Source organism: Pseudomonas taiwanensis DSM 21245 (assembly GCF_000425785.1).
Taxonomy (GTDB): domain Bacteria; phylum Pseudomonadota; class Gammaproteobacteria; order Pseudomonadales; family Pseudomonadaceae; genus Aquipseudomonas; species Aquipseudomonas taiwanensis.
In genome coordinates, this window is sequence record NZ_AUEC01000020.1 from 65,865 (window position 1) to 90,546 (window position 24,682).

General features: G+C 62.3%; 26 protein-coding genes. 16 read left to right on the forward strand and 10 right to left on the reverse strand.

The genetic code is table 11. The features are described 5' to 3' along the window. Nucleotides 1-3 precede the first annotated feature (3 nt). From H620_RS0109230 to H620_RS0109245, 4 genes are all read left to right on the forward strand, one after another. The gene (locus H620_RS0109230) at nucleotides 4-993 is read left to right on the forward strand and encodes a sulfate/molybdate ABC transporter ATP-binding protein (protein ID WP_023382934.1); all 990 of its coding nucleotides are present in this window, start codon (nucleotides 4-6) and stop codon (nucleotides 991-993) included. A 156-nt stretch (nucleotides 994-1,149) separates the two neighbouring features. Next, nucleotides 1,150-1,731, forward strand: coding sequence for an alpha/beta hydrolase (locus H620_RS0109235; RefSeq protein WP_023382933.1), 582 nt, complete (start codon nucleotides 1,150-1,152; stop codon nucleotides 1,729-1,731). A 65-nt stretch (nucleotides 1,732-1,796) separates the two neighbouring features. Then, nucleotides 1,797-2,627 carry a sigma 54-interacting transcriptional regulator gene (locus H620_RS0109240; protein WP_023382932.1) on the forward strand — a complete coding sequence of 277 codons (831 nt, stop codon included), beginning with the start codon at nucleotides 1,797-1,799 and terminating at the stop codon, nucleotides 2,625-2,627. Between the two features lie 187 nt (nucleotides 2,628-2,814). Continuing rightward, nucleotides 2,815-3,600: a MetQ/NlpA family ABC transporter substrate-binding protein gene (locus tag H620_RS0109245; protein WP_023382931.1), complete on the forward strand. Its 786-nt coding sequence runs from the start codon at nucleotides 2,815-2,817 to the stop codon at nucleotides 3,598-3,600. Nucleotides 3,601-3,689: 89 nt separating this feature from the next. On the opposite strand, the gene H620_RS0109250 is transcribed toward H620_RS0109245, so the two are convergent. Then, nucleotides 3,690-4,508 (reverse strand): alpha/beta fold hydrolase, encoded by an 819-nt coding sequence (locus H620_RS0109250; protein ID WP_023382930.1) that lies wholly within the window; start codon nucleotides 4,506-4,508, stop codon nucleotides 3,690-3,692. Nucleotides 4,509-4,524: 16 nt separating this feature from the next. Further along, nucleotides 4,525-6,888, reverse strand: coding sequence for a penicillin acylase family protein (locus tag H620_RS0109255; RefSeq protein ID WP_027907216.1), 2,364 nt, complete (start codon nucleotides 6,886-6,888; stop codon nucleotides 4,525-4,527). 89 nt (nucleotides 6,889-6,977) lie between these two features. Between H620_RS0109255 and H620_RS0109260 the strand changes: the two genes are divergently transcribed. Continuing rightward, on the forward strand, nucleotides 6,978-7,544 hold the full coding sequence (locus tag H620_RS0109260; protein WP_023382928.1) for a sugar O-acetyltransferase: 567 nt from the start codon (nucleotides 6,978-6,980) through the stop codon (nucleotides 7,542-7,544). Here the strand turns inward: H620_RS0109260 and H620_RS0109265 are convergent. Then, a complete protein-coding gene (locus H620_RS0109265) occupies nucleotides 7,523-8,092 on the reverse strand; it encodes a DUF6436 domain-containing protein (RefSeq protein ID WP_027907217.1) in 570 nt (189 codons plus the stop codon). The genes H620_RS0109260 and H620_RS0109265 overlap by 22 nt on opposite strands. A 121-nt stretch (nucleotides 8,093-8,213) precedes the next feature. Between H620_RS0109265 and bipL the strand changes: the two genes are divergently transcribed. Further along, nucleotides 8,214-9,149: a phospholipase BipL gene (gene bipL, locus H620_RS0109270; RefSeq protein WP_023382926.1), complete on the forward strand. Its 936-nt coding sequence runs from the start codon at nucleotides 8,214-8,216 to the stop codon at nucleotides 9,147-9,149. Here bipL and H620_RS0109275 read toward each other — a convergent pair. After that, nucleotides 9,142-9,894 carry a DUF2059 domain-containing protein gene (locus H620_RS0109275; protein WP_023382925.1) on the reverse strand — a complete coding sequence of 251 codons (753 nt, stop codon included), beginning with the start codon at nucleotides 9,892-9,894 and terminating at the stop codon, nucleotides 9,142-9,144. The two genes, bipL and H620_RS0109275, sit on opposite strands and share 8 nt — an antisense overlap. A gap of 113 nt (nucleotides 9,895-10,007) precedes the next feature. Here H620_RS0109275 and H620_RS0109280 point away from each other — a divergent pair, with 113 nt between their 5' ends. Beyond that, nucleotides 10,008-10,640, forward strand: coding sequence for a 2OG-Fe(II) oxygenase (locus H620_RS0109280; RefSeq protein ID WP_081669665.1), 633 nt, complete (start codon nucleotides 10,008-10,010; stop codon nucleotides 10,638-10,640). Then, nucleotides 10,621-11,136, forward strand: coding sequence for a 2-thiouracil desulfurase family protein (locus H620_RS0109285; RefSeq protein ID WP_027907219.1), 516 nt, complete (start codon nucleotides 10,621-10,623; stop codon nucleotides 11,134-11,136). Before H620_RS0109280 ends, H620_RS0109285 begins: the two co-directional genes overlap by 20 nt. On the opposite strand, the gene H620_RS25675 is transcribed toward H620_RS0109285, so the two are convergent. Then, nucleotides 11,075-11,590, reverse strand: coding sequence for a substrate-binding periplasmic protein (locus H620_RS25675; RefSeq protein WP_023382922.1), 516 nt, complete (start codon nucleotides 11,588-11,590; stop codon nucleotides 11,075-11,077). The two genes, H620_RS0109285 and H620_RS25675, sit on opposite strands and share 62 nt — an antisense overlap. Between H620_RS25675 and H620_RS26920 the strand changes: the two genes are divergently transcribed. Next, nucleotides 11,589-11,771, forward strand: coding sequence for a hypothetical protein (locus H620_RS26920; protein ID WP_148299941.1), 183 nt, complete (start codon nucleotides 11,589-11,591; stop codon nucleotides 11,769-11,771). The genes H620_RS25675 and H620_RS26920 overlap by 2 nt on opposite strands. 16 nt (nucleotides 11,772-11,787) lie before the next feature. After that, nucleotides 11,788-12,264 carry a DUF4399 domain-containing protein gene (locus H620_RS0109295; RefSeq protein WP_023382921.1) on the forward strand — a complete coding sequence of 159 codons (477 nt, stop codon included), beginning with the start codon at nucleotides 11,788-11,790 and terminating at the stop codon, nucleotides 12,262-12,264. 120 nt (nucleotides 12,265-12,384) lie between these two features. Here H620_RS0109295 and serA read toward each other — a convergent pair whose 3' ends face one another. Next, nucleotides 12,385-13,614, reverse strand: a complete 1,230-nt coding sequence (gene serA, locus H620_RS0109300) for a phosphoglycerate dehydrogenase (RefSeq protein WP_023382920.1) — start codon at nucleotides 13,612-13,614, stop codon at nucleotides 12,385-12,387. 170 nt (nucleotides 13,615-13,784) lie between these two features. Between serA and H620_RS0109305 the strand changes: the two genes are divergently transcribed. From H620_RS0109305 to H620_RS0109320, 4 genes are all read left to right on the forward strand, one after another. Beyond that, complete coding sequence (locus tag H620_RS0109305; RefSeq protein WP_023382919.1) at nucleotides 13,785-15,182, forward strand: FAD-binding oxidoreductase; 1,398 nt, start codon at nucleotides 13,785-13,787, stop codon at nucleotides 15,180-15,182. A 25-nt stretch (nucleotides 15,183-15,207) separates the two neighbouring features. Next, entirely contained in the window at nucleotides 15,208-15,873 is a 666-nt protein-coding gene (locus H620_RS0109310) for a fumarylacetoacetate hydrolase family protein (RefSeq protein WP_023382918.1), read from the forward strand. A gap of 204 nt (nucleotides 15,874-16,077) precedes the next feature. Then, nucleotides 16,078-17,004, forward strand: coding sequence for an SdiA-regulated domain-containing protein (locus H620_RS0109315; RefSeq protein ID WP_027907220.1), 927 nt, complete (start codon nucleotides 16,078-16,080; stop codon nucleotides 17,002-17,004). A 90-nt stretch (nucleotides 17,005-17,094) separates the two neighbouring features. After that, nucleotides 17,095-18,006 carry an SdiA-regulated domain-containing protein gene (locus tag H620_RS0109320; protein WP_023382916.1) on the forward strand — a complete coding sequence of 304 codons (912 nt, stop codon included), beginning with the start codon at nucleotides 17,095-17,097 and terminating at the stop codon, nucleotides 18,004-18,006. 26 nt (nucleotides 18,007-18,032) lie between these two features. Here H620_RS0109320 and tcyN read toward each other — a convergent pair whose 3' ends face one another. From tcyN to tcyJ, 3 genes are read right to left on the reverse strand one after another with little or no spacing between them, the layout of a single operon-like run. Beyond that, the gene (gene tcyN, locus H620_RS0109325; RefSeq protein ID WP_023382915.1) at nucleotides 18,033-18,791 is read right to left on the reverse strand and encodes an L-cystine ABC transporter ATP-binding protein TcyN; all 759 of its coding nucleotides are present in this window, start codon (nucleotides 18,789-18,791) and stop codon (nucleotides 18,033-18,035) included. 2 nt (nucleotides 18,792-18,793) lie between these two features. Further along, a complete protein-coding gene (tcyL, locus tag H620_RS0109330) occupies nucleotides 18,794-19,462 on the reverse strand; it encodes a cystine ABC transporter permease (RefSeq protein ID WP_023382914.1) in 669 nt (222 codons plus the stop codon). Continuing rightward, nucleotides 19,459-20,253: a cystine ABC transporter substrate-binding protein gene (tcyJ, locus tag H620_RS0109335; RefSeq protein WP_023382913.1), complete on the reverse strand. Its 795-nt coding sequence runs from the start codon at nucleotides 20,251-20,253 to the stop codon at nucleotides 19,459-19,461. Before tcyJ ends, tcyL begins: the two co-directional genes overlap by 4 nt. A gap of 290 nt (nucleotides 20,254-20,543) precedes the next feature. Here tcyJ and epsC point away from each other — a divergent pair, with 290 nt between their 5' ends. Both epsC and betT read left to right on the forward strand, forming a co-directional pair. After that, nucleotides 20,544-21,476 (forward strand): serine O-acetyltransferase EpsC, encoded by a 933-nt coding sequence (gene epsC, locus H620_RS0109340; RefSeq protein ID WP_027907221.1) that lies wholly within the window; start codon nucleotides 20,544-20,546, stop codon nucleotides 21,474-21,476. 304 nt (nucleotides 21,477-21,780) lie between these two features. Beyond that, nucleotides 21,781-23,742, forward strand: a complete 1,962-nt coding sequence (betT, locus tag H620_RS0109345; protein ID WP_209439657.1) for a choline BCCT transporter BetT — start codon at nucleotides 21,781-21,783, stop codon at nucleotides 23,740-23,742. Nucleotides 23,743-23,804: 62 nt separating this feature from the next. Here the strand turns inward: betT and tauD are convergent, their stop codons facing one another. Then, nucleotides 23,805-24,638 carry a taurine dioxygenase gene (gene tauD / locus H620_RS0109350; RefSeq protein WP_027907222.1) on the reverse strand — a complete coding sequence of 278 codons (834 nt, stop codon included), beginning with the start codon at nucleotides 24,636-24,638 and terminating at the stop codon, nucleotides 23,805-23,807. Nucleotides 24,639-24,682: the final 44 nt, after the last annotated feature.

The following is a 24,682-nucleotide window of genomic DNA, read 5'->3' on the forward strand; positions in this document are numbered from 1 at the left end:
TTCATGTCGATCGAAGTTCGTAACGTCAGCAAGCGCTTCAACAGCTTCCAGGCCCTGGACAACATCAACCTGGATATCCACAGCGGTGAGCTGGTGGCTTTGCTCGGCCCGTCCGGCTGCGGCAAGACCACGCTGCTGCGCATCATCGCTGGCCTGGAAACCCCGGATCAGGGCAGCATCGTGTTTCACGGCGAGGACGTATCCGGCCACGATGTGCGCGACCGTAACGTGGGTTTTGTGTTCCAGCACTACGCGCTGTTCCGCCATATGAGTGTGTTCGACAACGTTGCCTTCGGCCTGCGCATGAAGCCAAAGGGCGAGCGTCCGAGCGAAAGCAAGATTGCCGACAAGGTGCACGAGCTGCTGAACATGGTTCAGCTCGACTGGCTGGCCGACCGTTACCCCGAGCAGTTGTCCGGTGGCCAGCGCCAGCGTATCGCCCTGGCGCGCGCACTGGCGGTAGAGCCCAAGGTGCTGTTGCTCGATGAACCATTTGGCGCCCTGGACGCCAAGGTCCGTAAAGAGCTGCGCCGCTGGTTGGCGCGCCTGCACGAGGACATCAACCTGACCTCGGTGTTCGTCACCCATGACCAGGAAGAGGCCATGGAAGTGGCTGACCGCATCGTGGTGATGAACAAGGGCGTGATCGAGCAGATTGGCTCGCCAGGTGAGGTGTACGAAAAGCCGGCCAACGATTTCGTCTATCACTTCCTGGGTGACTCCAACCGCCTGAGCTTGAGCGAAGGCCACCATGTGCTGTTCCGCCCGCACGAGGTGTCGCTGTCGCGGCACGAGACGGAAGGACATCACGCGGCAGAGGTGCGGGACATTCGCCCATTGGGCGCCACGACCCGGGTGACCTTGAAGGTGGAGGGGCAGAGCGAGCTGATCGAGGCAGAGGTGGTCAAGGATCACGACAGCCTTACCGGATTGGCCCGTGGGGAGACCTTGTTCTTCCGGCCGAAGGTTTGGCAGAAGGTGGCGGATATCTGAGCCGCCAGAAACAAAGAACCCGGGCATGTCCCGGGTTTTTTGCATTCACGGACGGCAGTAATTTTGGTTATTAATAAATAGCTTCTTATTCCTTTACGAATATAACTCCCTCCCTATACTGGTCTCCAAGCACGCAAACTTACTGGAGGCGTCCCCATGCGCAATGAGTCGATTCGTTACCTGATTGTGCCGGGCTGGCAAGGATCGCCAGACAACCACTGGCAGAGTCACTGGCAGCGTACCTTGCCCAACAGTGCCCGGGTCGAACAGCACGACTGGCTGACCCCGCAACGCCATGATTGGGTTCAAGCACTGGAGCAGGCCATCGCCGCTGAACGCTCGCCGGTGATTCTCATTGCCCATAGCCTGGGTTGCATTACCGTGGCCCATTGGGCTGCACACGCCAGCCCGTCCCTGCTACGTCGAGTGCGCGGTGCATTGCTCGTGGCGCCCGCCGATGTCGAGCGCCCTACCTGTGCGCCGGCACTGCGCAACTTTGCGCCTATCCCGCTGCAGGCACTGCCGTTCCCCAGCCAGGTGGTCAGCTCCGACAATGACCCGGCGGTGAGCGTGCCCCGTGCGCTGTACCTGGCTCGCGCCTGGGGTGCCGAAGCGGGGTTGTTGGCCAACGCCGGACATATCAACGTGAAGTCCGGACATGAGCGCTGGGAGCAGGGCTTCGCCTACCTGTACCGCCTGCAAAGCCGGGTCGAACAGCGCGCACTGCGCCGCGCCTGAGCGACCCTACCGATTACCGCTGCACCTGACGCCCGGCCATCGCAGGTCTGGGGCGGGAGTTCGTCATGACCCTTCAAAACCCATTTGGCCAGCCGCTGCTGACCTTTCCTGAACTGGACAAAAGCCCCCTGAGCATCCGTGCCAAGGCGCTGGTGTTCATCGACCCTCGTTCGCAGGCCTTGCGTCAGGCGCTGGAGCGACTGGCCCCCCAACCGCTGCCAGTGTTGATACGGGGTGAAACCGGCACCGGCAAGGAATTGCTGGCGCGTCAGGTCCATCGGGCCAGTGATCGCAGCGGGCTGTTCGTGTCGGTCAACTGCGCGGCCATCAGTCCCACCTATGCCGATGCCGAACTGTTCGGCTACAGCGCCGGCGCCCATGGTGGAACCGCCAGCAGTCGAGCCGGTTGGTTCGGGTCGGCCAATGGCGGCACCTTGTACCTGGACGAGATAGCCGACTTGCCGCTGGCTGTTCAGGGCAAGCTGCTTGCCGCCCTCGAGACCCGTGAAGTCACCCGGGTCGGCGCCCAGCAACCGCAGGCGGTTGATGTACGCCTGGTCGCTGCCTCCAGCGTCGATCTGGCGCGAGTGGTGAAGGCCGGTCGATTCAACGAGAGGCTTTACCTGTACCTGCGCGAAGGCGCGCTGGACCTGCCGCCGCTGCGCCAAAGGCGTGGCGATATCCTGCCGCTGGCCGAGTATTTCGTCGGCATCTACAGCGTGCGGCAACAGCGCGCTGTGCCGCTGATCAGCGAGGCTGCGCAGCACGCGCTCGAAGCCCACGCCTGGCCTGGAAATACCCGCGAGTTGGAAAATGTCATCCACTTCGCGTTGCTGGTCTGTGACGGTGAAGAGATCCTGCCGGAGCACCTGGACCTGCTGAATATCCCGCGCTAGACGGCGGGCAACAGGGCTCATAAGCAAAGTGGGTGATGGCTTTTTGATTTTGGAATAAGCAGCTAATTAAAAGATATTGTTACGGTATAAAAAATCTCGGTATTGTCCGCCTCACGCCCCCCCGCTAGAACGGTTGGGCACCCGACTTTGCCATCACCGATGGCCCAGGTTCATAACAAGGAACACCATGAAGAAGACTCTGTTGACCACTGCCCTGGCCGCTGCGCTGTCGTTCGCCGGCCTGGCCTGCGCCGCCGAGAAACTGGTAGTTGCAGCGACCCCCGTACCGCATGCCGAGATCCTGGAGCTGATCAAGCCGACCCTGGCCAAGGAAGGTGTCGACCTGCAGATCAAGGTCTTCACCGACTACGTCCAGCCCAACGTGCAGGTCGACCAGAAGCGCCTGGACGCCAACTACTTCCAGACCTTGCCGTACCTGCAGAACTTCAACGAAGGCAAGGGTACCCACCTGGAAACCGTGATCGGCGTGCACGTCGAGCCGTTCGGTGGCTATTCGAAGAAGGTCAAGTCCCTGGCCGAGCTCAAAGAAGGCGCCACCATTGCAATCCCTAACGAGGGCAGCAACAGCGGCCGTGCCCTGCTGCTCCTGCAGAAGGCTGGCCTGATTACCCTGAAAGATCCGAAGAACGCGCTGGCCACGCCGAAAGACATCGCCGAGAACCCCAAGAAGCTCAAGTTCCGTGAGCTGGAGTCGGCCATGCTGCCGCGTGTGCTGGACCAGGTCGACCTGGACATGATCAACACCAACTACGCGCTGGAAGCCGGCCTGAACCCTGCCAAGGATGCCTTGGTGATCGAGGGCAGCGACTCGCCGTATGTGAACTTCCTGGTGGCGCGTCCGGACAACAAGGACAGCGAAGCCATCCAGAAGCTGGCCAAGGCCCTGACCAGCCCCGAGGTGAAGGCATTCATCACCAAGAAGTACCAGGGTGCAGTGTTGCCGGCGTTCTGATGCGCCGTTAACGCGTTGCCTGATGTGAAAACGCCGACACCTGTGTGTCGGCGTTTTCGTTTTCGGCCGATAGGAGCGCGCCGTTCTTCTCAGGCGCTGCGCGGCAACCAGCTCAGCAGGAAATCATTCACCACCTGCGGGTTCTCAAGGCTGGAGATGTGTCCTGCAAACGGGATCTGCGCCGCCAGGCAGCCGATGATCCTTGCCATTTCGCCAGACTCGGCCGGCGGCCGGGGGATGTCCTGGTCGCCACAGAGGACGATGGTCCTGTGCGCCGCCAGTTCACCCAGCCGCGCCAGCAGGTCGGGGCGTCCGAAGATCACCCGGCCCATGGGGTCCAGGCTGTTGCGAATGGCCTGCGCGGTGCTGGCCTTCAGGTCCGCGCGGAAACGCTCGCGAACCGCTGGCACCGTCTGGCCTTCGGCATGGAAGAAAATCGGCACGACGATATCCAGCAGCGGCTCCGGGAAACAGCCTGCTGCACTGGCGGCATCCAGCAGGCCGAAGTACTTCAGCCGGGTCGCTTCAGGTTCGGCACCCAGGTAAGTGTCCATCAGCACCAGGCGGTCGATACGCGTCGGGTGCTCGATGGCCAACTGTGCGCCCCACATGCCGCCGACCGACAGGCCTACCAAGTGGCACTTGGGAATATCCAGGGCATCCAGCAACGCCAGGTGTTGGCGAGTCAGGGCGCCCATGTCGGTAGTGGTGGCCGGTGGCGCGTCGGAGTCGCCATGGCCCCACAGCTCGGGGACGATGACTCGGAAGTGTTGTGACAGCGCCTCGATCTGCGGTTGCCACATCTGGGCCGACCACAGGTAGCTGTGGCCCAGCAGGACCGGGAAGCCCTGGCCTTGGTCGACGTAGCTCATGCGGGCGCCGTCGATTTCGATGAAGTGTTTCTGCATGGGGGTGCCTTGCTGGTTAATGTGCCGGGTTCAATCGTAGCGTGCCTTGGGCCGGTATGACGCCCATTTGCGCTTTGGCGTAGCGGCCGTTGATGTAGTCCTCGGCCTGGTCGGCGTAATGGGTGTCGAACAGCACGCCACTCTGCCCGACCGGGTTACTGGTCAGCGCTTGCGAGGCGTCTGCGAAGTCGATCAACCGCCGCGTCGAAGGCCCGTAGGTGACCGGCCAGGGCGCCGGGCCGATCTTCGCCGAGAGGTTGTTCGGTACCTCATGGGTGCCGGGCGCCGCGAATGGACCGACATTGAACAACAGGTTCAGCGGCTTCTTCGCTCCCAGCGGGTGGTTGTGGGTGAGGGTGTGGGCCTTGCCCCATTGCCAGCTCGCCGGGTCCTTGCCGAAGGTATCCCGCAGGTGCACAAGGCTCTTTTGCCAGGCCATGCGCACGATGGCCGTCCGGTCGGTGCGTTCATTGCCGCCGCGCAGGTTCCACCAGGGCGACTGTGGGTCGGCGGCCAGGCGTGGGAGGGCGGCGTCGATGGCACGGGTGCTGATCAACACCGGGAACCAGGTATCACCCAGTTCGTCATGCAAGGCCGCGAACGCCAGCTCATAGAGAAACTGGTTGAACAGCGTGGCACTGATCGAGTCCAGCGGGTAATCGCCGCGCCAGGCGGCCAGCTGTTCGACCAGCTCTTTTTCCTCGTCGCCCTGGGCCACCGCACGCAGGGTCGACAGCAGTGGTGCCAGGGTGCGAGGGCCATAATCGTTGCTGGTGTCCAATTGCAGGGACTGGCTGTTGCGGGTGTCCCACTTGATATCAGGGTCGGCCAGCCGGCGGTCGAGTTGGCGGCCCCGATCCGGCAAGTTGTAATAGCCCGGTACGGGCACCGTGGCGGGTGGCTGGAAGTTGGCTGACACGATGTAGCCGCTGGCTGGGTTTTCCTGCTGTGGGTTGACGCTGAACGGGTAGAAGCCCAGCTTGTTCGCCTGCGCGCTGGCGCCGTCGAGGATGAAGGTTGGGTTCACGCCATCGGGGCGTATCGGCAGCTTCGCCGCCGCCCACCAGCCGATGTCGCCGCGCGCGTTGGCCCAGACGAAGTTCAGGCCGGGCGCCTGCACCTTGGCCACCGCCTCGCGCATCTTGCCCAGGGTGTCCGCACGGTTGAGCTGGTAGAAGCCTTCCAGGATTGGGTTCTCGGTTTCGAGGAACGCCCACCACATGGCAATGGGCGTGGTGCTGGCGGTGGCACCGAGCACATCGTTGACGATCGGGCCGTGGGGGGAGCGGCGCAGGGTGAGGGTGACTGGCGCTTCACCTTTGACTGCAATCTTCTGCTCTGTCTTTTCGAGGGGGCGCCACTTGCCATCGACCATCACGTGTTCGGCATTGGCCGGATTGGTCCGCTCCGCGATCAGATCGACATCGTCGTTCTGGAACATGGTCAGGCTCCAGCCGAAGTCGCGGTTGTGCCCGAGCATGGCGAAGGGGTTGAGTGCCTGAAAATACCCATACAAGTTGAAGCCGGGGGCTGAAAGCTCGGCTTCATACCACACCGCCGGCACCGCAAAGCTGATGTGCGGGTCGCCGGCCAGCAGGGGCAGGCCGCTGCGGGTGCGGCTACCGGCTATGGCCCAGGCGTTGCTGCCCTCGAACTGCGGGATGCCCGCATCGCCCAGCGCTTCTTGGCTGAGCCGGGCGAGGGTTTCCAGGCTGGTCCAGTCGGCAGCCGCCAGGGGGGCGTTCAAGTCACCCTGGGGCTTCCAGTCCAGATCGAACAGAGTCAGGTACTGTGGGCCGAGTTGATCGCGAATGTAGGTCAGCGCAGGCTCGGTCCGGAACGCAGCGGCAAAGCTATAGGCCAGGTAGCCTGCGATGCTCAGGGTGTCCTCGGCGGTGAACGGGCGCGGCGTGATGCCTAGCAGGTCGAACTCCATGGGCTTGGGGTGGCTGCTCTGCCAGGCGTTGACGCCATCGAGATAAGCTTGCAGGGCTTGCCAGGCCGGCGCGCTGTGGTCTTGGCGGCGCGCCATGAGCGCAGCCTGCTCGCGGATGCGCAAGCTGCGGAACAGGGTGTCTGTGGGCACCAGCTTGCTGCCCAGCACTTCGGCCAGTTCACCCTGGGCCAGCCGGCGCATGATTTCCATCTGGAACAGCCGATCCTGGGCGTGCACATAACCCAGGGCGCGGTACAGGTCTTGCTCGTTCCGTGCCTGCAGGTGCGGCACCCCCCGGGCGTCGTAGCGCACGCTGACCGGCGCTTGCAGGCCGGCCAAGGCAACCTCGCCCTCGCGTCGCGGCAACTTGCCTTGCACGTACCAGTAACCGGCTCCCGCGGCCACCGCCATGACGAGGGCCAACACGGTCAAGCTGCGCTTCATCGATACTCCTTGTGTGCATGAACGCCAAAACTGTGGTCCGATCATCGACGGATTCGCGAACAGAGCATAGCCCTTGGAGAGCCGTACCCATGTCCCTCAGCGAAAAACAGAAGATGCTCAGTGGCCAGCTTTACCACGCCAGTTGTCCTGAACTCCAGGCCGAGCAGATCGCCAACAAACACTGGATGCAGCGATACAACAACAGCTTCGAATTGCTCAACGAACAGCGCCATGGCCTGCTCGCCGAACACTTCGGTCATGCTGGCGAAGGTGCGGTAATCCGGCCGCCGTTCTATTGCGACTATGGCTACAACATCAGCATCGGCCGCAACAGCTTCATGAATTTCAACTGCGTGATTCTGGATGTGCTGCCTGTGCGGATCGGCGACGACTGCCAGGTCGGACCCGCCGTGCAGATCTATACCGCCGACCATCCCCTCGACCCGGCACTGCGGCGAACCGGCCTTGAAAGTGGTCGGCCGGTGACTATCGGTAACAACGTGTGGATCGGTGGGGCGGCGATCATCTTGCCAGGCGTGACCATCGGTGACGATGCCGTGATCGGCGCGGGCAGCGTGGTCACGCGCGATGTGCCTGCGGGTGCTGTGGTGGTGGGTAACCCTGCGCGCGAGCGTCACCCGGCCCAAGTGCAATAGCAGCCGACGGCCAAGGTGTTGGAGGCCGTGACTGGGCGGCCGTCGAGCAACGCCTTGAGGATGGGTTCAATGAAGCTGTTGCTGGCATTGCACACCGCGCCTTCGCTATAGGGGCCGAAGTAGGCCAGGCGGCCCTGGCGGTCCCAGATCGCCACGGCAGGTGAGGCTGGCAGCTGCTCGCTGCCGGGAAGACGGGTGATAGGTTTCAGGCTGCTGAGGTTGGCTGGCAACTGGCCGTGGCTGCCTGGCTTGTGCACGACGAAGAAGGTGACGCCTTGGTCGGCAAAGTGGCTGACCAGGTCACCCAGGTGCTGCTGGTTGCCGACGTTGCAGGGGCAAGCTGGGTCCCAGAAGTGCACCACCCGGATCGGCCCGGGGCCCGCCAGCTCTGCAGGCAGGCGCAGTTGGCTGCCGTCGAACAGGGTGGCCTGGTTGTCGAACGAGCGCAGGTAACGGGACTGGAAACTATCGTAGGCCCACCACAGTCCGGCGGCGCAGAGTGCAAGTGCCAGTAGGGTGATTGCAGGCTTGATGACGTGGGCGTTCATGGGGTTTCCGGAGCCTTGTGCGAGCGGCAGTGCAGTGCGTTCGAAGGTCAGCAAGCTTGCCATGACGCCAGGCAGAGCTGAATATCCCAGATCAATACTTGCTCTACCGTGGATGCACCTGATGCCCGCTGTTTTCGACCCCAATCACCTGCGTACCAGCCTTGCACCGCTGACAGCCTGTGAGCGTTTGTCGGCGCAGGCCCAGCAATACCAGCGCTTCTACGGCCTGGACCTGCCGGCCCGCAGTTGGCTTGGCCGCTTCCAGGCAGCGGGTTTCGAGGTGGTCGGCCAGGTGTGGCTACCCAGGGAGCCGACGGCAACGCTATTTCTGATGCACGGTTACTACGACCACATGGGCCTGTACCGACATGTGATCGAATGGGCCCTGGGCCTGGGTTATGCGGTCATCAGTTGCGACCTGCCAGGCCACGGCCTGTCTAGCGGCGAGCGCGCCAGCATCAAGGATTTTGCGCTGTACCAGCAGGTGCTCGATGCGTTGTTCGAGCAGGCGCGCATGCTTGAGCTACCTCGTCCATGGCACCTGTGTGGGCAAAGCACGGGTGGGGCAATCGTGATCGACCACCTGTTGAGCAAGGGCGAGCATAGCCCGTCCGATGGCCAAGTGATTCTGTTGGCGCCGTTGGTGCGGCCAAGGGGGTGGCGCTGGTCGAAGTTGAGCTATTGTGTGTTGCGCCACTTCGTCAATGGCATCGAGCGGCGCTTCAGCGAGAACACCAACGACCCTGCTTTCTTGCCCTTTCTCGAAGCGGACCCGCTCCAACCTCGGCGCCTGCCCACGGCCTGGGTTGGGGCGTTGGCGGCTTGGGTCAAGCGGATCGAGGCGGCGCCGCGCAGCACGCGGCAACCGCTGATCGTGCAGGGCGAGGCAGACGGCACGGTGGATTGGCAGCATAACCTCAAGGTGCTCAAGGCCAAATTCCGCGAACCACAGATTCTGATGCTGCCGGAAGCACGACACCACCTGGCCAACGAGTTGCCTGGCATCCGCCAGCGCTACTTCGCATTCATCGACCAGCGGCTGGGCGTGACTACTTGAGATCCTCGGTACTTTGCCCCACCGCCAGCCCCGCACGCACAGCGGCAAGGGCTGCCTGGTAGTACGCCTTGCCTTCAGGCGACTCGGCGAAGGTGGCGAATTGCTCCAGCTCGGCATCGGACAAGTCGCGATAGACATACAGCAGCGTGTTGTTCAGGTCTTCGCCGATTTGCGACATCAGGCGCTGGCGCTGGCCGTCGAGCATGCCCTGGGCCTGCCCGCCCCCGAACAGTCCGGGGATCATCGAGCTGAGGCTGTCGGCCGCCACGCCGGCGATCGCCAGGCTCACTTCGGCTCCGGCCTCGCGTGCCGGCAAGGCCTGGGCCAGGTGGCCGATGATCAGCAGGCGGTCGTCGCTGGCCTGGACCTTTGGCAGGCCCTTGGCATTCTTGGCCAACTGGTCCTTGCGGGTAGCTTGAAGTTCAGCCGCCACCACCTTGCGCCCCAGTGGCGACTGGAAAAAGGCCAGCGCTGGCGAAGGGTTGGGCAGGGTAGCGCGCAGTTGCGCCTGGGCACGGCGGTCCATGGCCTGGGCCTGGAAGCGCTGGTTGCTGTTGTTGACCAGGGCCTGGTAGACGGCAGGCGGCAAACTGTTGCGGTAGCGCTGCTGGGCAGCGGTCAGGGCATCGTTGAAATGGGCGCGCTGGTCGGGCCAGCCGGCGGCCTTGTACAGTTGATCGAGGCTGTCTGCCCAGACAGGCATGGTGCAGATCATCAGCAGAAGCAGGGAAAACAGACGGCGCATTCAGGACTCCTGTCGGCAGGCGGCTATTGTCCTTGGCTCGGCGGTATTTTGTCGAGATATCAGCGTGGTTCTCAGCCAAGTGGCGCTGTCCGTGGTCATGGCTAATGGATATGATGCGCGCCATGCACATCTCTCCTGAACACCCTATGCTGTCGGCCGTCGTCGATGACCTCGCCACCCGTGGCTGGTCGCAGCAGGCCCTTTTCTTGCCTGCGGACCTGGTGCGCGCCCTGGCGGCCGAGTGTCGGCGCCGTCATGCCGAAGGCGAACTCAACCCTGCCGGGGTTGGACGGGGCGCTTCCCAGGAAGTGCGCGAGGCCATTCGCGGCGACCAGATCCAGTGGATCGACCCCGGTCAGGCCGACGCCTGCGATCGCTATCTCGAAGCCATGGACTGCTTGCGTCAGGCCATCAACCGTAGCCTGTTCCTGGGGCTCGAGGACTTCGAATGCCATTTCGCCCTGTATCCACCGGGTGCATTCTATCGCCGGCACCTGGATCGTTTCCGCGACGATGATCGCCGCAGCGTTTCGGCGGTGTTCTACCTCAATGAAGACTGGCAGCCCCAGGACGGCGGCCAGTTGCGCATGTTCCTGGCCGACGAAGTCGAGCACGACGTCCTGCCGTTGGCCGGTAGCCTGGTGGTATTCCTCTCGGGTGATGTTCCCCATGAAGTCTTGCCGGCCGGGCGCGAGCGCTTGTCGCTGACGGGCTGGTTCCGCCGCCGTGGCAACGAACCCTTCTGACTTGCCGAAGGTCCTGGTCAGCGCCTGCCTGCTGGGGCAACCGGTGCGCTACGACGGCCGGGCCAGCGGGCACCACGATCAGTTGCAGCGCTGGCAGGCCGAAGGCCGTGTAGTGCCGTTGTGTCCGGAAGTGGCCGGCGGCTTGCCGACGCCGCGTCCTCCTGCGGAGATTCCGGGCGGGCAAGGCGGACAGGTACTCGATGGCATGGCGCAGGTGCTGACAGTCACCGGGGAGGATGTCAGCGGTGCCTTTCTGGCTGGGGCGCGGCAGGCGCTGGCGTTGGTGCGCCAGCACGCGATCGGCGTGGCGGTGCTCAAAGCCGGCAGCCCCTCGTGTGGCAACCGTTTGACCTACGATGGCACCTTCAGCGCGGTGAAGGTGCCGGGGGAGGGCGTCACGGCGGCATTGCTGCGGCGCGAGGGCGTGCTGGTGTTCAGTGAGCTGGAGTTGGAGCAAGCGCAGCGGGCGCTGGCTCGGCTGTCTGAATCGCCTTGAACCACTTCTGTTCGAGTTGTGCGGTACGGCCACTGTCCTTCAGGCGCTGAAGGGCATTGTTCAGCGCGCTTTGGAAGGCCGGGTTGTCCTTCTGGAACGGAATGACCAGCTGCTTCTCGCCATAAGGCTGGCTGACATCCAATGTGCCGTTGGCGGCGGTCTGTGCTTGCTCCGCCGTCAGTGCGACGTCGTACTTCCCGCTTTCTACGCCTGGTAGCACATCGGCAGCAGGCGCCTCGATGAACTCGGCGCGCAGGTCCAGCTCACGGGCAAGGTCCTGGCCAAACTCGACCTGAAAGCCGGTCAGGCGGTCGTTTTCCTTGAAGGCGTAAGGCTTGTTATCAGCCTGCACGACAATGCGCAGTTCGCCGCGGTCGTTGATTTCATCTATCAGCTCGGCCTGAGCCAATGGAGTGATCAGTACTGCCAGCAGTACGCCTATGGTCGAACGCATGAATGCCCCTTTTATTTGGCAGATGAATAACCTTCGCCGCGACTTTCTTCCTCGTCACGGTCGAGCGCAGCCTATGACCTTGAAGCCTTGGCGAGGTTTAACCCTAACTGAAAAAATTCTCTTTGTGGGCTATGGTGAATTACCGCCGCCATTCGTTTTACTGGGGGCGGCCAATAAGTGAATCACAGGAGAAGTGAATGAACAGCCTATTTTCGCGTGCTGCCGTCGCCGGTTTGCTGATGGGGGTATCGGTGTTCGCCGGCGCTGCGGATGCGCTCAAGAGCCAGGAACCGCCCCAGGATGCCAAGGTCTTCATCGTTTCCCCCGCCGATGGTGCCACGGTCGACAAGACCTTTACCGTCAAGTTCGGTATCGAAGGCATGGCGCTCAAGCCCGCTGGCGACCAGACCCCGCACACCGGCCATCACCACCTGTTGGTGGATGTCGACACAGCACCGGCTGCCGATCAGCCATTGCCAACCAGCCTGATGCCGGAGAACAACGCGCCGCTGCCGGCCGGCCCGCAAGTGCTGCACTTCGGCAAGGCGCAGACCGAAGCGACCATTACCCTGACCCCAGGCAAGCACACCTTGCAGCTGGTGCTGGGCGACCAGTATCACGTGCCGTTCAAGCCGAGCGTCGAGTCGAAGAAAATCACGGTAACCGTGAAATGATTGCTGCTCCTTTCGCATGCTGAAGCTGCCGGAGCGGGTTCATTCGCGAAAGAGCCGGGACACAGGCAATAAAAAAGGCGACCTTCATCGAAGGTCGCCTTTTTCGTTAGCGGTGGAAACTCAGAACAGTACGCGGGAACGGATGGTGCCCTTGACGTGCTGCAGTTTCTCTTGCGCCAGGTCCGAGTACTCGGCGTCCACGTCGATTACCACGTAACCCACTTTCTCGTCGGTCTGCAGGAACTGACCGGAGATGTTGATGCCGTTTTCGGCGAAGACCTTGTTGATCTCGCTGAGTACGCCAGGGATGTTTTCGTGGATGTGCAGCAGGCGATGCTTGCCTGGGTGCGCTGGCAGGGCCACTTCCGGGAAGTTGACCGACGATACCGAGGTACCGTTGTCGCTGTACTTGACCAGCTTCTCGGCCACTTCCAGGCCGATGTTGGCCTGCGCTTCGGCGGTGGAACCACCGATGTGCGGGGTCAGGATCACGTTGTCCAGGCCACGCAGCGGGCTTTCGAACTGCTCGTCGTTGGAGCGAGGCTCGACCGGGAATACGTCGATGGCGGCGCCGATCAGGTGCTTGTCCTTGATGGCGGCGGCCAGGTGATCCAGTTCGACCACGGTGCCACGGGCGGCGTTGATCAGGATCGAGCCCTTCTTCATCGCACGGATTTCCTTCTCGCCAATCATCCACTGGGTGGAGGGCAGCTCAGGAACGTGCAGCGAGACGATGTCGGCCAGGCCCAGCAGTTCGTGCAGGCTGGTGACCTGGGTGGCGTTACCCAGCGGCAGCTTGGTCAGCGGGTCGTAGAAGTAGACCTGCATGCCCAGGCTTTCGGCCAGGACCGACAGCTGGGTACCGATCGAGCCGTAGCCGACGATGCCCAGTTTCTTGCCACGGATTTCGAACGAGTTGGCCGCGCTCTTGATCCAGCCGCCACGGTGGCACGAGGCGTTTTTCTCAGGGATGCCGCGCAGCAGCAGGATGGCTTCAGCCAGTACCAGTTCGGCCACCGAACGGGTGTTGGAGTACGGGGCGTTGAACACGGCGATGCCGCGCTCGCGGGCAGCGTTCAGGTCGACCTGGTTGGTACCGATGCAGAAGCAGCCGACAGCGACCAGTTTCTTGGCACTGTCGAAGATCTCTTCGGTCAGCTGGGTACGCGAGCGGATGCCGATGAAGTGGGCATCAGCGATCTTTTCCTTGAGTTCCGCCTCTGGCAGCGAGCCAGTGTGGTACTCGATATTGGTGTACCCGGCAGCCTTGAGGGTATCCACCGCGTTCTGGTGCACACCTTCAAGAAGAAGGAACCTGATCTTGCTCTTGTCGAGAGAAGTCTTGCTCATCTGCGTAAACCTGTATCCCGGAGAAAAAATGGCGAGGGGGTAAAGCGGCGCGGTGTCGGCCTTAGCACGAACAGCAGGGGGGCTATGCTAGCATACGCGACACAATCTGAGCTTATCCCGACAGGTGAAGAGTGCTCAGGGTGACTATGAATAAGTCGAGAGTTCCGGCGATGACCCACCCGGCGGTAATTGATGAACTGAAGACCCTGGTCGACCCTGGCCGGGTGCTGACCGACGCGGCTTCCCTTGATACCTACGGCAAGGACTGGACCAAGCATTTTCCCCCAGCACCCTCGGCCATCGTCTTTCCCAAGACGGTCGAGCAGGTACAGGCCATCGTCCGCTGGGCCAATTGCCACAAGGTCGCGCTGGTGCCTTCTGGCGGGCGGACCGGGCTTTCTGCCGGCGCCGTGGCGGCCAACGGCGAAGTCGTCGTCGCTTTCGACTACATGAACCAGATTCTCGACTTCAATGCCTTCGACCGCACCGTGGTCTGTCAGCCGGGTGTCATCACCCGCCAACTGCAATTGTTCGCCGAAGAACATGGCTTGTATTACCCGGTGGACTTCGCTTCCTCCGGCTCCAGTCAGATTGGCGGCAATATCGGCACCAATGCCGGTGGGATCAAGGTCATTCGCTACGGCATGACCCGCAACTGGGTCGCGGGCCTCAAGGTGGTCACTGGCAAGGGTGAACTGCTCGAATTGAACAAGGACCTGATCAAGAACGCCACAGGCTATGACCTTCGCCAGCTGTTCATCGGTGCCGAAGGTACGCTGGGCTTCGTGGTCGAGGCCACCATGCGCCTGGATCGCGCTGCGCGCAACCTTACTGCCATGGTGCTGGGCACACCGGACTTCGACTCGATCATGCCAGTGCTGCATGCCTTCCAGGCCAGGCTGGACCTGACCGCCTTCGAGTTCTTCTCCGACAAGGGCCTGGCCAAGATCATGGCACGAGGCGATGTGCCGGCACCGTTCGAGACCGACTGCCCGTTCTATGCCCTGCTGGAATTCGAGGCCAGCACCGAGGACGTCGCCAACGAGGCCCTGGCCACTTTCGAGCATTGCGTCGAGCAGGGCTGGGTGCTGGATGGGGTGATGAGCCAGAGCGAGACCCAGCTCAAGAACCTGTGGAAGCTACGCGAGTACCTGTCCGAGACCATCTCCCACTGGACGCCGTACAAGAACGACATCTCGGTCACCGTTTCGAAAGTGCCGGCTTTCCTGCGTGACATCGACGCCATTGTCGCCGAGCACTACCCGGACTACGAAGTGGTCTGGTATGGCCACATCGGCGACGGCAACCTGCACCTGAACATCCTCAAGCCCGACTCTATGAGCAAGGATGATTTCTTCGCCTCCTGTGCCAAGGTCAACAAGTGGGTGTTCGAGATCGTGCAGCGCTATGACGGCTCGATCTCCGCGGAGCACGGCGTAGGCATGACCAAGCGCGACTACCTGGGCTACAGCCGCTCGCCTGAAGAAATTGCCTGCATGAAGGCAATTAAGGCCGTCTTCGACCCTAACGGGATCATGAATCCGGGTAAGATCTTCGCTCCTGAATAAAAAGCAGTATCCAGAGGAGTCGGCCATGAGTTACCAGCACCAGTACGTAGACGGCACGCGCATCCACTTCCCACTGGGCAAGGTGGTGTGCATCGGCCGTAACTATGCCGAGCATGCCAAGGAACTGGACAACCCCATTCCCACCGAGCCGCTGCTGTTCATCAAGCCAGGCAGTTGCGTGGTGCCGCTGGAAGGTGGCTTCAAGATTCCGACCGACCGTGGCTCGGTTCACTACGAAGCGGAGATCGCAGTTCTGCTGGGCAAGCCGCTGTCCACCAAGCCGACCGAGGAAGAGGTGCTCGACGCTATTTCCGGTTATGCGCCAGCCCTGGACCTGACCCTGCGCGACGTGCAGGCCAAGCTCAAGGAAAAGGGCCTGCCGTGGGAGCTGAGCAAGAGCTTCGATGGTGCCTGCGTGCTGCCGCCGTTCGTTTCCGCCGCCAGCTTCGAGGATCTGACCGACATTGGCATTCGCCTGACCATCAATGGCGAAGTGCGCCAGGATGGCAACAGCGCGATGATGCTCAACCCCATCGTGCCGATGATCCAGCACATTGCCGCGCACTTTTCCCTGCAGGCGGGCGATGTGGTTCTGACCGGCACGCCAGCCGGCGTTGGCCCGTTCAGCGTGGGCGATGAGCTGGTGCTGGAGCTGCCGGGCGTCAGCCGTTTCGAAAGCCGCGTGCTCTGACGGCTGGCCTGCCGGCATCGCCGGATATCGCCGGCAAGCCGGCTCCCACAGGTTGCACGGTTTGACCGGGGAGCCGGCTTGTCGGCCAGGTGGCCTTCAGCGCGTGTGCAAGACAGTTTTTTCACAAACCATCTGGATAATGCGCTGATCATCGTCCATCTACCGGCGCCAGCGTTAGCCCGGCACATTCCAGGAACTCTTCGCATGGCTCCCTCCCCCAGCGCCTCTGCCACCTCCCGTCACAAGCGTCGCTTCTTCCTGCGCTGGCCGTTCGGGCTGGCCGTGGCGGCCGTGATCGGTTACGGCGTTGCCGTGGCGATGCACTGGGATGACCGGGGGCTGCTGTGGGTCAAGGAGCGCTTCGAGAGCTCGGCCGAACGCAGCGAGAGCGTCTGGCTGCCGAACTATCGGGTTGACATCGACGCCAAGGTCTTGCCGGGCATGGAGGACGACGAGGCATCGGACCTGTCCTTCAACCCGCGCACCCGCACCCTGTTCGCCGTCATGGGCAAGAATCCGTTCCTGGTCGAGTTGAGCCTCGATGGCGATGTGCTGCGCAAGATGCCACTCAACGGCTGGGAGAACCCCGAAGGCGTCGCTGTGCTGGAGGACGGGCACCTGGCCATTGTCGACGAGCGCCGCCACGACCTGACCCTGGTCAAGGTGGATGAGCACACCACGGCCTTGAACCGAACCGACTTCCAGAGCTACGACTTGGGTGAGTCGGTCAAGAGCAACAAGGGCTACGAATCGGTGGCCTGGGACCCCCTGCGACAGCGGCTGGTCATCGGGGAAGAACGCCCGCCGAAGCTATTCACCTGGAGCACCGATGGCCGCAGCCCTTTGAAGGGCGAGAAGCAATCGCTGCCTAATGACGAACTGGACCTGCGCAACCTGTCGGCCCTTGACGTTGACCCGCGTACCGGCCATTTGCTCGCGCTGTCGGCTGACTCCAACATGCTGCTTGAGCTGGACGAACAGGGCCTGCAAGTCAGCTTCATGACGCTGCTGGGCGGTTTCAACGGCCTGGAAGACACCGTGCCGCGTGCCGAGGGGGTGGCCATGGATGACCAAGGCAACCTGTACATGGTCAGCGAGCCCAACCTGTTCTATCGCTTCAGAAAAGACTGAAGATTGCTTCGGGCCATTCTTACGCCAGCATTAAGCTTTACTTCAGTTGATCATGGTTAGATTCGCCATCCTCACGTCGAGTCTGCCGTTATGCGCCGTTTTGTCCGCCCGCCACTGATCCTTGCCACCTTCGGTTTGCTTGCCTTGTGCATGTTGGTGGTGGCCGGCTATGAGTTTCGCCTGTTCGAGCGGGGCTGGTTCAACCTGAAGACCTGGTGGCAGCCTGCGCAGCAGAGCATCGGCCTGGATCGCTACCGGGTGGTGGTCGAGGCGCAACCTGTCGAAGGGCTGGACGATGACGTTTCGGCGCTGACCTACGACCCCGACCGCAAGACCCTCTTCACAGTGACCAACAAGCGCTCGGAATTGATCGAGCTGTCGTTGGCTGGCCGCATTCTACGCCGTGTTCCATTGACCGGGTTCGGCGATCCCGAAGCTGTGGAGTACGTCGGGCCGAACAGCTACGTGATCACCGACGAACGCCAGCAGCGGTTGATCCGTGTGCGTCTGGACGATGACACGATGTTCCTTGATGCCCATGATGCCGAGCAACTGACGCTGGGCATTGGCCTGAACGGAAACAAGGGCTTCGAGGGCCTGGCATACGACTCGGCGGGCAAGCGCCTGTTCGTGGCCAAGGAGCGGGATCCGATGATGATCTATGAGGTTCATGGCTTCCCGCATGCCAACCCCGAACAGCCCTACGCCGTGCATGTGGTGCAGGACCGCGAGCGCGATTCACGGCTGTTCGTACGGGACCTGTCGAGCCTGCAGTTCGATGAGCGCAGCGGGCACTTGCTGGCGCTGTCCGACGAGTCGCGCCTGGTGCTGGAACTGGATGTGGAGGGCCGGCCGCTGAGCTCCTTGTCGCTGCGCAAGGGCTATCAGGGGTTGAAGGAAACGGTACCGCAGGCAGAGGGTATCGCCATGGATGAAGCCGGAACGATCTACCTGGTCAGCGAGCCGAATCTGTTCTACGTGTTCAAGCAGCCGGCTGACTGAAGGTCCAGCGCGCCGGCTGATGGCCTTCAATCGCCGGCCGCAGTTCCCAGGAACTTGCGCAGGAACTGCCGTGTGCGCTCTTCCTTGGGGTTGGCGAACAGTGCCTTGGCCTCGCCCTGTTCCACGATCACGCCCTTGTCGAAGAAAATCACCCGGTTCGCCACGTCGCGAGCAAAGCTCATCTCGTGGGTGACGATGATCATGGTGCGTTTTTCCTCGGCCAGCCCACGGATGGTGGCCAGCACTTCTCCGACCAGCTCGGGGTCGAGCGCCGACGTCGGCTCGTCGAACAGGATGACTTCCGGCTCCATGGCCAGGGCGCGGGCAATGGCGACCCGTTGCTGCTGGCCACCGGACAGGCGCCGTGGGTAGGCATCTTCCTTGCCAGCCAGGCCCACCTTGGCCAATAACCGCCGGCCCAATTCCGCCGCTTGTGCTTTCGGGGTCTTCTTGACGATCACCGGCCCCTCGATCACGTTTTCCAGGGCCGTGCGGTGGGGGAACAGGTTGAAGTTCTGGAACACGAAGCCGGCTTGCTGGCGCAGCTGGCGGATTGCACCTTGCTGGCTACCCAGCGGGCGGTTGGCATCGATGCGAATGTTGCCGATCTGGATCTGCCCGGCATCAGGGGTTTCCAGCAGGTTCAGGCAGCGCAGGAAGGTGGTCTTGCCCGAGCCGCTGGGGCCGATGATGGCCACCACTTCGCCGGGCTGCACCGTCAGGTCGATACCGTTGAGCACGGTCTGGCCCTTGAACTGCTTGGTCAGGCCTTTTACTTCGATCATGCTCAATGCTCCTGGTCGTGCTGGTTGACCCGCGCTTCCATGCGGTTCTGGAAGTGCGCGAGGATGCTGCAGAGAATCCAGTAGATCACCGCAACAGCCAGGTACATGGTGAAGACTTCGAAGGTGCGTGCGGTGATCAACTGCGCCTGGCGGAACAGCTCTGGCACCTGGATGGTCGCCGCGAGGGCAGTGTCCTTGACCAATGAAATGAAGCTGTTACCCAACGGCGGCAGTGCGGTTCGCAAGGCCTGCGGCAGGATGGCCCGGCGCATGGCCTGGGTGCGGGTCATGCCGATACTGGCGGCGGCTTCCCACTGGCCGCGGTCGATCGACGAGATGGCCGCCCGCAGGATTTCGCAGATGTAGGCCGCCATGTTCAGCGACAGGCCGATCAGCGATGCCGGGATCGGATCGAGCTCGATACCGATCTGTGGCATGCCGAAATAGATGACGAACAACTGCACCAGCAGGGGTGTGCCCCGGAAGAACGACACGTAGACACGTGCCAGCCAGTTCAGTGGCAGGATTTTCGACAGGCGCATCAGTGCCAGGGCAAACCCCAGCACAAGGCCGAAGAACATGCCGCCGACACTGAGCAGTACCGTATAACCCGCGCCCTTGAGCAGGAAGGGCGCGGAATCGACAACGAGTTGCAGGCTTTCAGCGATCATTTAGTGACATCGGCACCGAAGTATTTCTCGGACAGCTTGGCCAGCGTGCCGTCAGCCTTGAGCTTGTCCAGCGCCTTGTTGATGGCCGCCAGCAGCTCAGGCTCGCCCTTGCGCAAGGCAACACCGGACTCCAGGCGCGAGAACGCATCGCCGGCCAGTTGGGTGTCCTTGGCTTTCTGCGCGTACTCCAGCGCGGCCAAACGATCGATCAGGATCGCGTCGATGCGGCCGTTGCGCAGGTCGGCGAACTTGCTTGGGTCATCTTCATAGGTGCGCACATCGGCTTGCGGGACGTCCTGTTTCACCCACTGTTCGTAGTTGGTGCCCAGGCCCACGCCGACCTTCTTGCCCGCCAGGTCTGCCGCCTTGTGGATGTTCAGCTGGTCAGCCTTCTTCTTCAGGATCAGGGCCTGGATACCGGAGACGGTGTAGGGCTCGGAGAAGTCGTACTTCTTCTTGCGCTCCTCGGAAATGGTGACCTGGTTGATCACCACGTCCAGGCGCTTGGATTCCAGTGCCGCGAGAATGCCATCCCATTTGGTCGGCTGGACCTTGGCCTTCACCCCAAGCTCTTTGGCCAGCAGCTCGGAAAGCTCCACTTCGAAGCCGGTCAGCTTGCCGTTTTCGTCCTGGAAGCTGAAGGGGGGATAGGTGCCTTCCAGGCCGACGTTGATCACGCCTTTTTCCTGGATGGTTTTCAGTTGCTCGCCAGCGAAGGCCTGGCTGAGCAGACCGGCGCCCAGCAGGACGGCCAGGGTAGCGTTGAGTAGCGGTTTGGCAAATTTCGGCATGACAGGCCCCGCGCTTGTTGTGGAAGTAGTGGTTGGCGACTATAGGGGTGAATTTGATAGGTCGGGAAATAATAAAAAATCAGGTTGTTATTCCTAAATCCCGATTTTGAATCAGCTTATGCCCGAGTTAGCTCAGGATGGAATAAAGCGTTGTTTTTTCCAAGGGGGAGAATTGACGTATCGTGGGACAAAAGGCTGGCACTTCCTTTGTGGGCGGCGGATGCCGTAGCCGACAAGCCGGTTGCTACAGGGGATGCGTGCCTATTCGAGAACACCGGCAGGAGAACACCGTGAGCGAACAATCTTCATCTGGGCATTGGCAATTGCAGAGCATCGTCAGCGGCCTGCGCAGCGCCCGGGAGCAGTGGCGCACCCGCAATGGCCGTAGCAGTGGTGAGCAAGGCGGGCGCGAACTGCCCTCGCGCGAGGCCATGCGGCACATTCTCGAACAGTTGTGCGGGGCGTTGTTTCCCATGCGCCTGGGGCCGGTGGACCTGCGGGAAGAAAGCGAAGACTTCTATGTCGGTCATACCCTCGATGCCGCGCTGACCGCGCTGTTGGCCCAGGCGCGCCTGGAGTTGCGTTACGCGGCAAGGCACAACAAGGGCGACCTGAGTACCGTGGACGCCCAGGCCCTGCGCTTGATCCAGGACTTCGCTGCGGCCCTGCCGAATCTGCGTGTGCTGCTCGACACCGATGTGCTGGCCGCATACCACGGCGACCCAGCGGCACGTAGTGTGGATGAGGTCCTGCTGTGCTACCCCGGCATTCTGGCGATCATCCACCATCGCCTGGCGCACCACCTCTATCAGGCCGGCCTGCCGTTGTTGGCGCGGATCAGCTCGGAGCTGGCGCACTCGGCCACGGGTATCGACATACACCCGGGTGCGCAGATTGGCCCGAGCTTCTTCATCGACCATGGCACCGGTGTGGTGATCGGTGAAACCGCCATCATTGGTGAGCGGGTCCGTATCTACCAGGCGGTGACGTTGGGCGCCAAGCGCTTCCCCAGCGACGAGTCGGGAACGTTGCACAAGGGCCTGGCGCGCCACCCGATCGTCGAAGACGATGTGGTGATCTACGCCGGGGCGACTATTCTGGGGCGGATCACCATTGGCAAGGGGTCGACCATCGGCGGCAACGTGTGGCTGACGCGCAGCGTGCCAGCCGAGAGCAACATCACCCAGGCGAATTTGCAGTTGGATTGCCAGGACAAGACTTGACCTGATGGGGGGCGGGTCGGGTTGGCGCCATCGCGGGTGAACCCGCTCCCACAGGGGCCTGAGTGAGCCTGTGGGAGCCCCGCCACAAGCTGGTTCTACCTTCGCCAGTCGGCACCCCAGGTCGCATTGAAAGTCGATCCATGTTTAACTTGAACGCTTGTTCAACGAAAAACGCTGGTCCGCTGCCGGTGTTCAACAGGAGGATTCCTTTGCTGAACCCGTTCAATCCGAACCTCACGTCCTTCGACGAGGTGCATGCCCAATGAGTGCACCGACCGCTTCCCTTGCCCACGGCAAGATCCGCATGAACCCTCCGGTGTTCTACTTCGCGGCAAGTTTCATCCTTTTGTTCGGCCTGGTGGTCATCGCATTCCCGCAAGCCTCAGGTGAGTGGCTGCTGGCGGCACAGAACTGGGCGGCCAACACGGTCGGCTGGTACTACATGCTGGCGATGACCCTGTACCTGGTCTTCGTGGTGGTCACCGCCTTGTCCGGCTACGGCAAGATCAAGCTCGGTGCCGACCACGACGAACCCGAGTTCAGTTACCTGTCCTGGGCCGGCATGCTGTTCGCCGCTGGCATCAGCATTACCCTGTTCTTCTTTTGCGTCTCCGAACCGCTGACCCACATGCTGCAACCGCCTCAGGGCGAAGCGGGTACGGCGGAGGCCGGGCGCCAGGCGATGCAGATCCTGTTCCTGCACTGGGGCCTGCATGGCTGGGGCGTGTTCGCCTTCGTCGGCATGGCCCTGGCCTACTTCGCCTACCGCCACAACCTGCCGCTGGCCCTGCGGTCGGCGCTGTATCCGCTGATCGGCAAGCGTATCAACGGCCCCATCGGCTATGCGGTTGACGGCTTTGGCATCATTGCCACGGTCTTCGGCCTCGGTGCCGACATGGGTTTCGGCGTGCTGCACCTGAATTCCGGGCTGGACTACCTGTTCGGTATCAGCCATAGCCAGTGGGTGCAGGTCATCCTCATCACCCTGATGATGGGTGCGGCGGTAGCCGTTGCGGTGGCTGGGGTCGAGAAGGGCGTGCGGGTGATGAGCGACATCAACCTGTTCCTGGCCTGTGCGCTGTTGCTGTTCGTGCTGTTCGCCGGGCCTACCCAGCACTTGTTCAACACCCTGATCCAGAACCTCGGCGACTACCTCGGTGCCTTGCCGCGCAAGAGTTTCGATGTATACGCCTACGGTGAGAATCGCGACTGGCTCGGCGGCTGGACGGTGTTCTACTGGGCCTGGTGGATTGCCTGGGCTCCGTTCGTGGGCTTGTTCATCGCACGTATTTCCCGTGGCCGGACCATCCGCGAATTCGTCTTCGGCGTGCTGCTGATTCCGCTGGGCTTCACCCTGGCGTGGATGTCGATCTTCGGCAACAGCGCCTTGGACCAGGTGATCAACCACGGCATGACCGCGCTCGGGCAGTCGGCGCTGGATAACCCGTCGATGAGTCTGTACCTGCTGCTGGAAACCTACCCGTGGAGCAAGACCGTCATCGCGGTGACGGTCTTCATCAGCTTCGTGTTCTTCGTCACGTCGGCCGACTCGGGCACGGTGGTGCTGTCGACGCTGTCCGCCAAGGGCGGTGGTGCCGATGAAGATGGGCCGAACTGGCTGCGGATCTTCTGGGGCGCGATGACGGCGCTGATCACCAGCGGGTTGCTGTTCGCTGGCAGCATCGACTCGCTCAAGTCGGCGGTGGTGCTGACTTCGCTGCCATTCTCGCTGATTTTGCTGAGCATGATGTGGGGGCTGCACAAGGCGTTTTACCTGGAGTCCCAGCGGCAGATCGCGCAGATGCACTCGTTGGCGCCGTTCGCCCAGTCACGTCGTGGTCGTGGTGGCTGGCGCCAGCGTCTGAGCCAGGCGGTGCACTTCCCGTCACGCGATGAGGTGTATCGCTTCATGGATGACGTGGTGCGCCCGGCGATTGCCGACGTGACCGAAGTGTTCGAGCAGAAGGGCCTGGCGCTGATTACCCAGGACGACCCGAGTCACGACAACGTCAGCCTGAAGATTGGCCATGGCGAGGAGCAGCCATTCCTTTACCAGGTGCAGATGCGCGGGTATTTCACGCCATCGTTCGCCTTGGGTGGATTGGGGACCCAGGATTTGAAGAACCGCCGCTACTACCGGGCGGAGGTGCATCTGAGCGAGGGCAGCCAGAACTACGACCTGGTGGGCTACAGCAAGGAGCAGATCATCAACGACATACTCGACCAGTACGAACGGCACATGCAGTTCCTGCACCTGGTCCGATAGATCGCGGGGGCCGCGTTGCGGCCCTTTCGCGACACAAGGCCGCGGCCACCGGCCGAGGGCATTCAGAACGGCGCGTCCCCCAGGATGGTTGCCCGATGCATCACCCGCCGGCTCGGCCGGTAATCATCCACCGCGAAATGCTGGGTCACGCGGTTGTCCCAGAAGGCCACGTCGTTCTCCTGCCACCGCCAGCGAATGCTGAACTCTGGCCGCGTGGCGTGGGCGAACAGCAACTTCAGCAGCGCCTCGCTCTCCAGTTCGCTCAACTCGTTGATGCGAGTCGTGAAGCCTTCGTTGACGAACAGCGCCTTGCGCCCGCTCACCGGGTGAGTGCGCACCACCGGGTGAGACAGCGGCGGGTTGTTGCGGCGGGTAGCTTCCCAGCGCGCCAGGTCTTCAGCCGTGGTGCCGAAGCGCTCGAGCGGGAACGACTTGGTGAAGTCATGGGTGGCGGTCAGACCGTCGAGCATCTCGCGCAGCGGCGCTGACAACGCCTCGAAGGCGGCGATACCACTGGCCCACAGTGTATCGCCGCCGTAGGCCGGCAGCTGCTTGGCGCTAAGTACCGCGCCCAGCGCCGGGGTGCGCAAGAAGGTCACATCGGTGTGCCAGACCGCGTTATCGCGCACGTCGGTGACCGCGGTGTCGAGGATCAGCACCTGCGGGGTTTCCGGCACATTGGGGTAGATCGGGTGAATGTGCAGGTCGCCGAAGCGGGCAGCGAAACGGGCCTGCTGTTCAGGCGTGATCGGTTGGTCGCGGAAGAACAGCACCTGATGCTTGAGCAGCGCTTGTTCGATGGCATCGCGTTGCTCGACGGTGATCTCGCGGCTGATATCCACGCCACTGATCAGCGCACCGAGCGCTGGGCTGAGAGGGGTAACGGTCAGGCTCATGTCTTGTCTCGTTCTAGCGCCGGCGTGCCAGCGTGGTCAGTCGG

Bases quoted from the DNA above. Each gene is read 5' to 3' on its own strand.
- H620_RS0109230 (WP_023382934.1), top strand. From the start codon at position 4: ATGTCGATCGAAGTTCGTAACGTCAGCAAGCGCTTCAACAGCTTCCAG.
- H620_RS0109235 (WP_023382933.1), top strand. From the start codon at position 1,150: ATGCGCAATGAGTCGATTCGTTACCTGATTGTGCCGGGCTGGCAAGGA.
- H620_RS0109240 (WP_023382932.1), top strand. From the start codon at position 1,797: ATGACCCTTCAAAACCCATTTGGCCAGCCGCTGCTGACCTTTCCTGAA.
- H620_RS0109245 (WP_023382931.1), top strand. From the start codon at position 2,815: ATGAAGAAGACTCTGTTGACCACTGCCCTGGCCGCTGCGCTGTCGTTC.
- H620_RS0109250 (WP_023382930.1), bottom strand. From the start codon at position 4,508: ATGCAGAAACACTTCATCGAAATCGACGGCGCCCGCATGAGCTACGTC.
- H620_RS0109255 (WP_027907216.1), bottom strand. From the start codon at position 6,888: ATGAAGCGCAGCTTGACCGTGTTGGCCCTCGTCATGGCGGTGGCCGCG.
- H620_RS0109260 (WP_023382928.1), top strand. From the start codon at position 6,978: ATGTCCCTCAGCGAAAAACAGAAGATGCTCAGTGGCCAGCTTTACCAC.
- H620_RS0109265 (WP_027907217.1), bottom strand. From the start codon at position 8,092: ATGAACGCCCACGTCATCAAGCCTGCAATCACCCTACTGGCACTTGCA.
- bipL (WP_023382926.1), top strand. From the start codon at position 8,214: ATGCCCGCTGTTTTCGACCCCAATCACCTGCGTACCAGCCTTGCACCG.
- H620_RS0109275 (WP_023382925.1), bottom strand. From the start codon at position 9,894: ATGCGCCGTCTGTTTTCCCTGCTTCTGCTGATGATCTGCACCATGCCT.
- H620_RS0109280 (WP_081669665.1), top strand. From the start codon at position 10,008: ATGCGCGCCATGCACATCTCTCCTGAACACCCTATGCTGTCGGCCGTC.
- H620_RS26920 (WP_148299941.1), top strand. From the start codon at position 11,589: ATGAATGCCCCTTTTATTTGGCAGATGAATAACCTTCGCCGCGACTTT.
- H620_RS25675 (WP_023382922.1), bottom strand. From the start codon at position 11,590: ATGCGTTCGACCATAGGCGTACTGCTGGCAGTACTGATCACTCCATTG.
- H620_RS0109295 (WP_023382921.1), top strand. From the start codon at position 11,788: ATGAACAGCCTATTTTCGCGTGCTGCCGTCGCCGGTTTGCTGATGGGG.
- serA (WP_023382920.1), bottom strand. From the start codon at position 13,614: ATGAGCAAGACTTCTCTCGACAAGAGCAAGATCAGGTTCCTTCTTCTT.
- H620_RS0109305 (WP_023382919.1), top strand. From the start codon at position 13,785: ATGACCCACCCGGCGGTAATTGATGAACTGAAGACCCTGGTCGACCCT.
- H620_RS0109310 (WP_023382918.1), top strand. From the start codon at position 15,208: ATGAGTTACCAGCACCAGTACGTAGACGGCACGCGCATCCACTTCCCA.
- H620_RS0109315 (WP_027907220.1), top strand. From the start codon at position 16,078: ATGGCTCCCTCCCCCAGCGCCTCTGCCACCTCCCGTCACAAGCGTCGC.
- H620_RS0109320 (WP_023382916.1), top strand. From the start codon at position 17,095: ATGCGCCGTTTTGTCCGCCCGCCACTGATCCTTGCCACCTTCGGTTTG.
- tcyN (WP_023382915.1), bottom strand. From the start codon at position 18,791: ATGATCGAAGTAAAAGGCCTGACCAAGCAGTTCAAGGGCCAGACCGTG.
- tcyL (WP_023382914.1), bottom strand. From the start codon at position 19,462: ATGATCGCTGAAAGCCTGCAACTCGTTGTCGATTCCGCGCCCTTCCTG.
- tcyJ (WP_023382913.1), bottom strand. From the start codon at position 20,253: ATGCCGAAATTTGCCAAACCGCTACTCAACGCTACCCTGGCCGTCCTG.
- betT (WP_209439657.1), top strand. From the start codon at position 21,781: ATGAACCCTCCGGTGTTCTACTTCGCGGCAAGTTTCATCCTTTTGTTC.
- tauD (WP_027907222.1), bottom strand. From the start codon at position 24,638: ATGAGCCTGACCGTTACCCCTCTCAGCCCAGCGCTCGGTGCGCTGATC.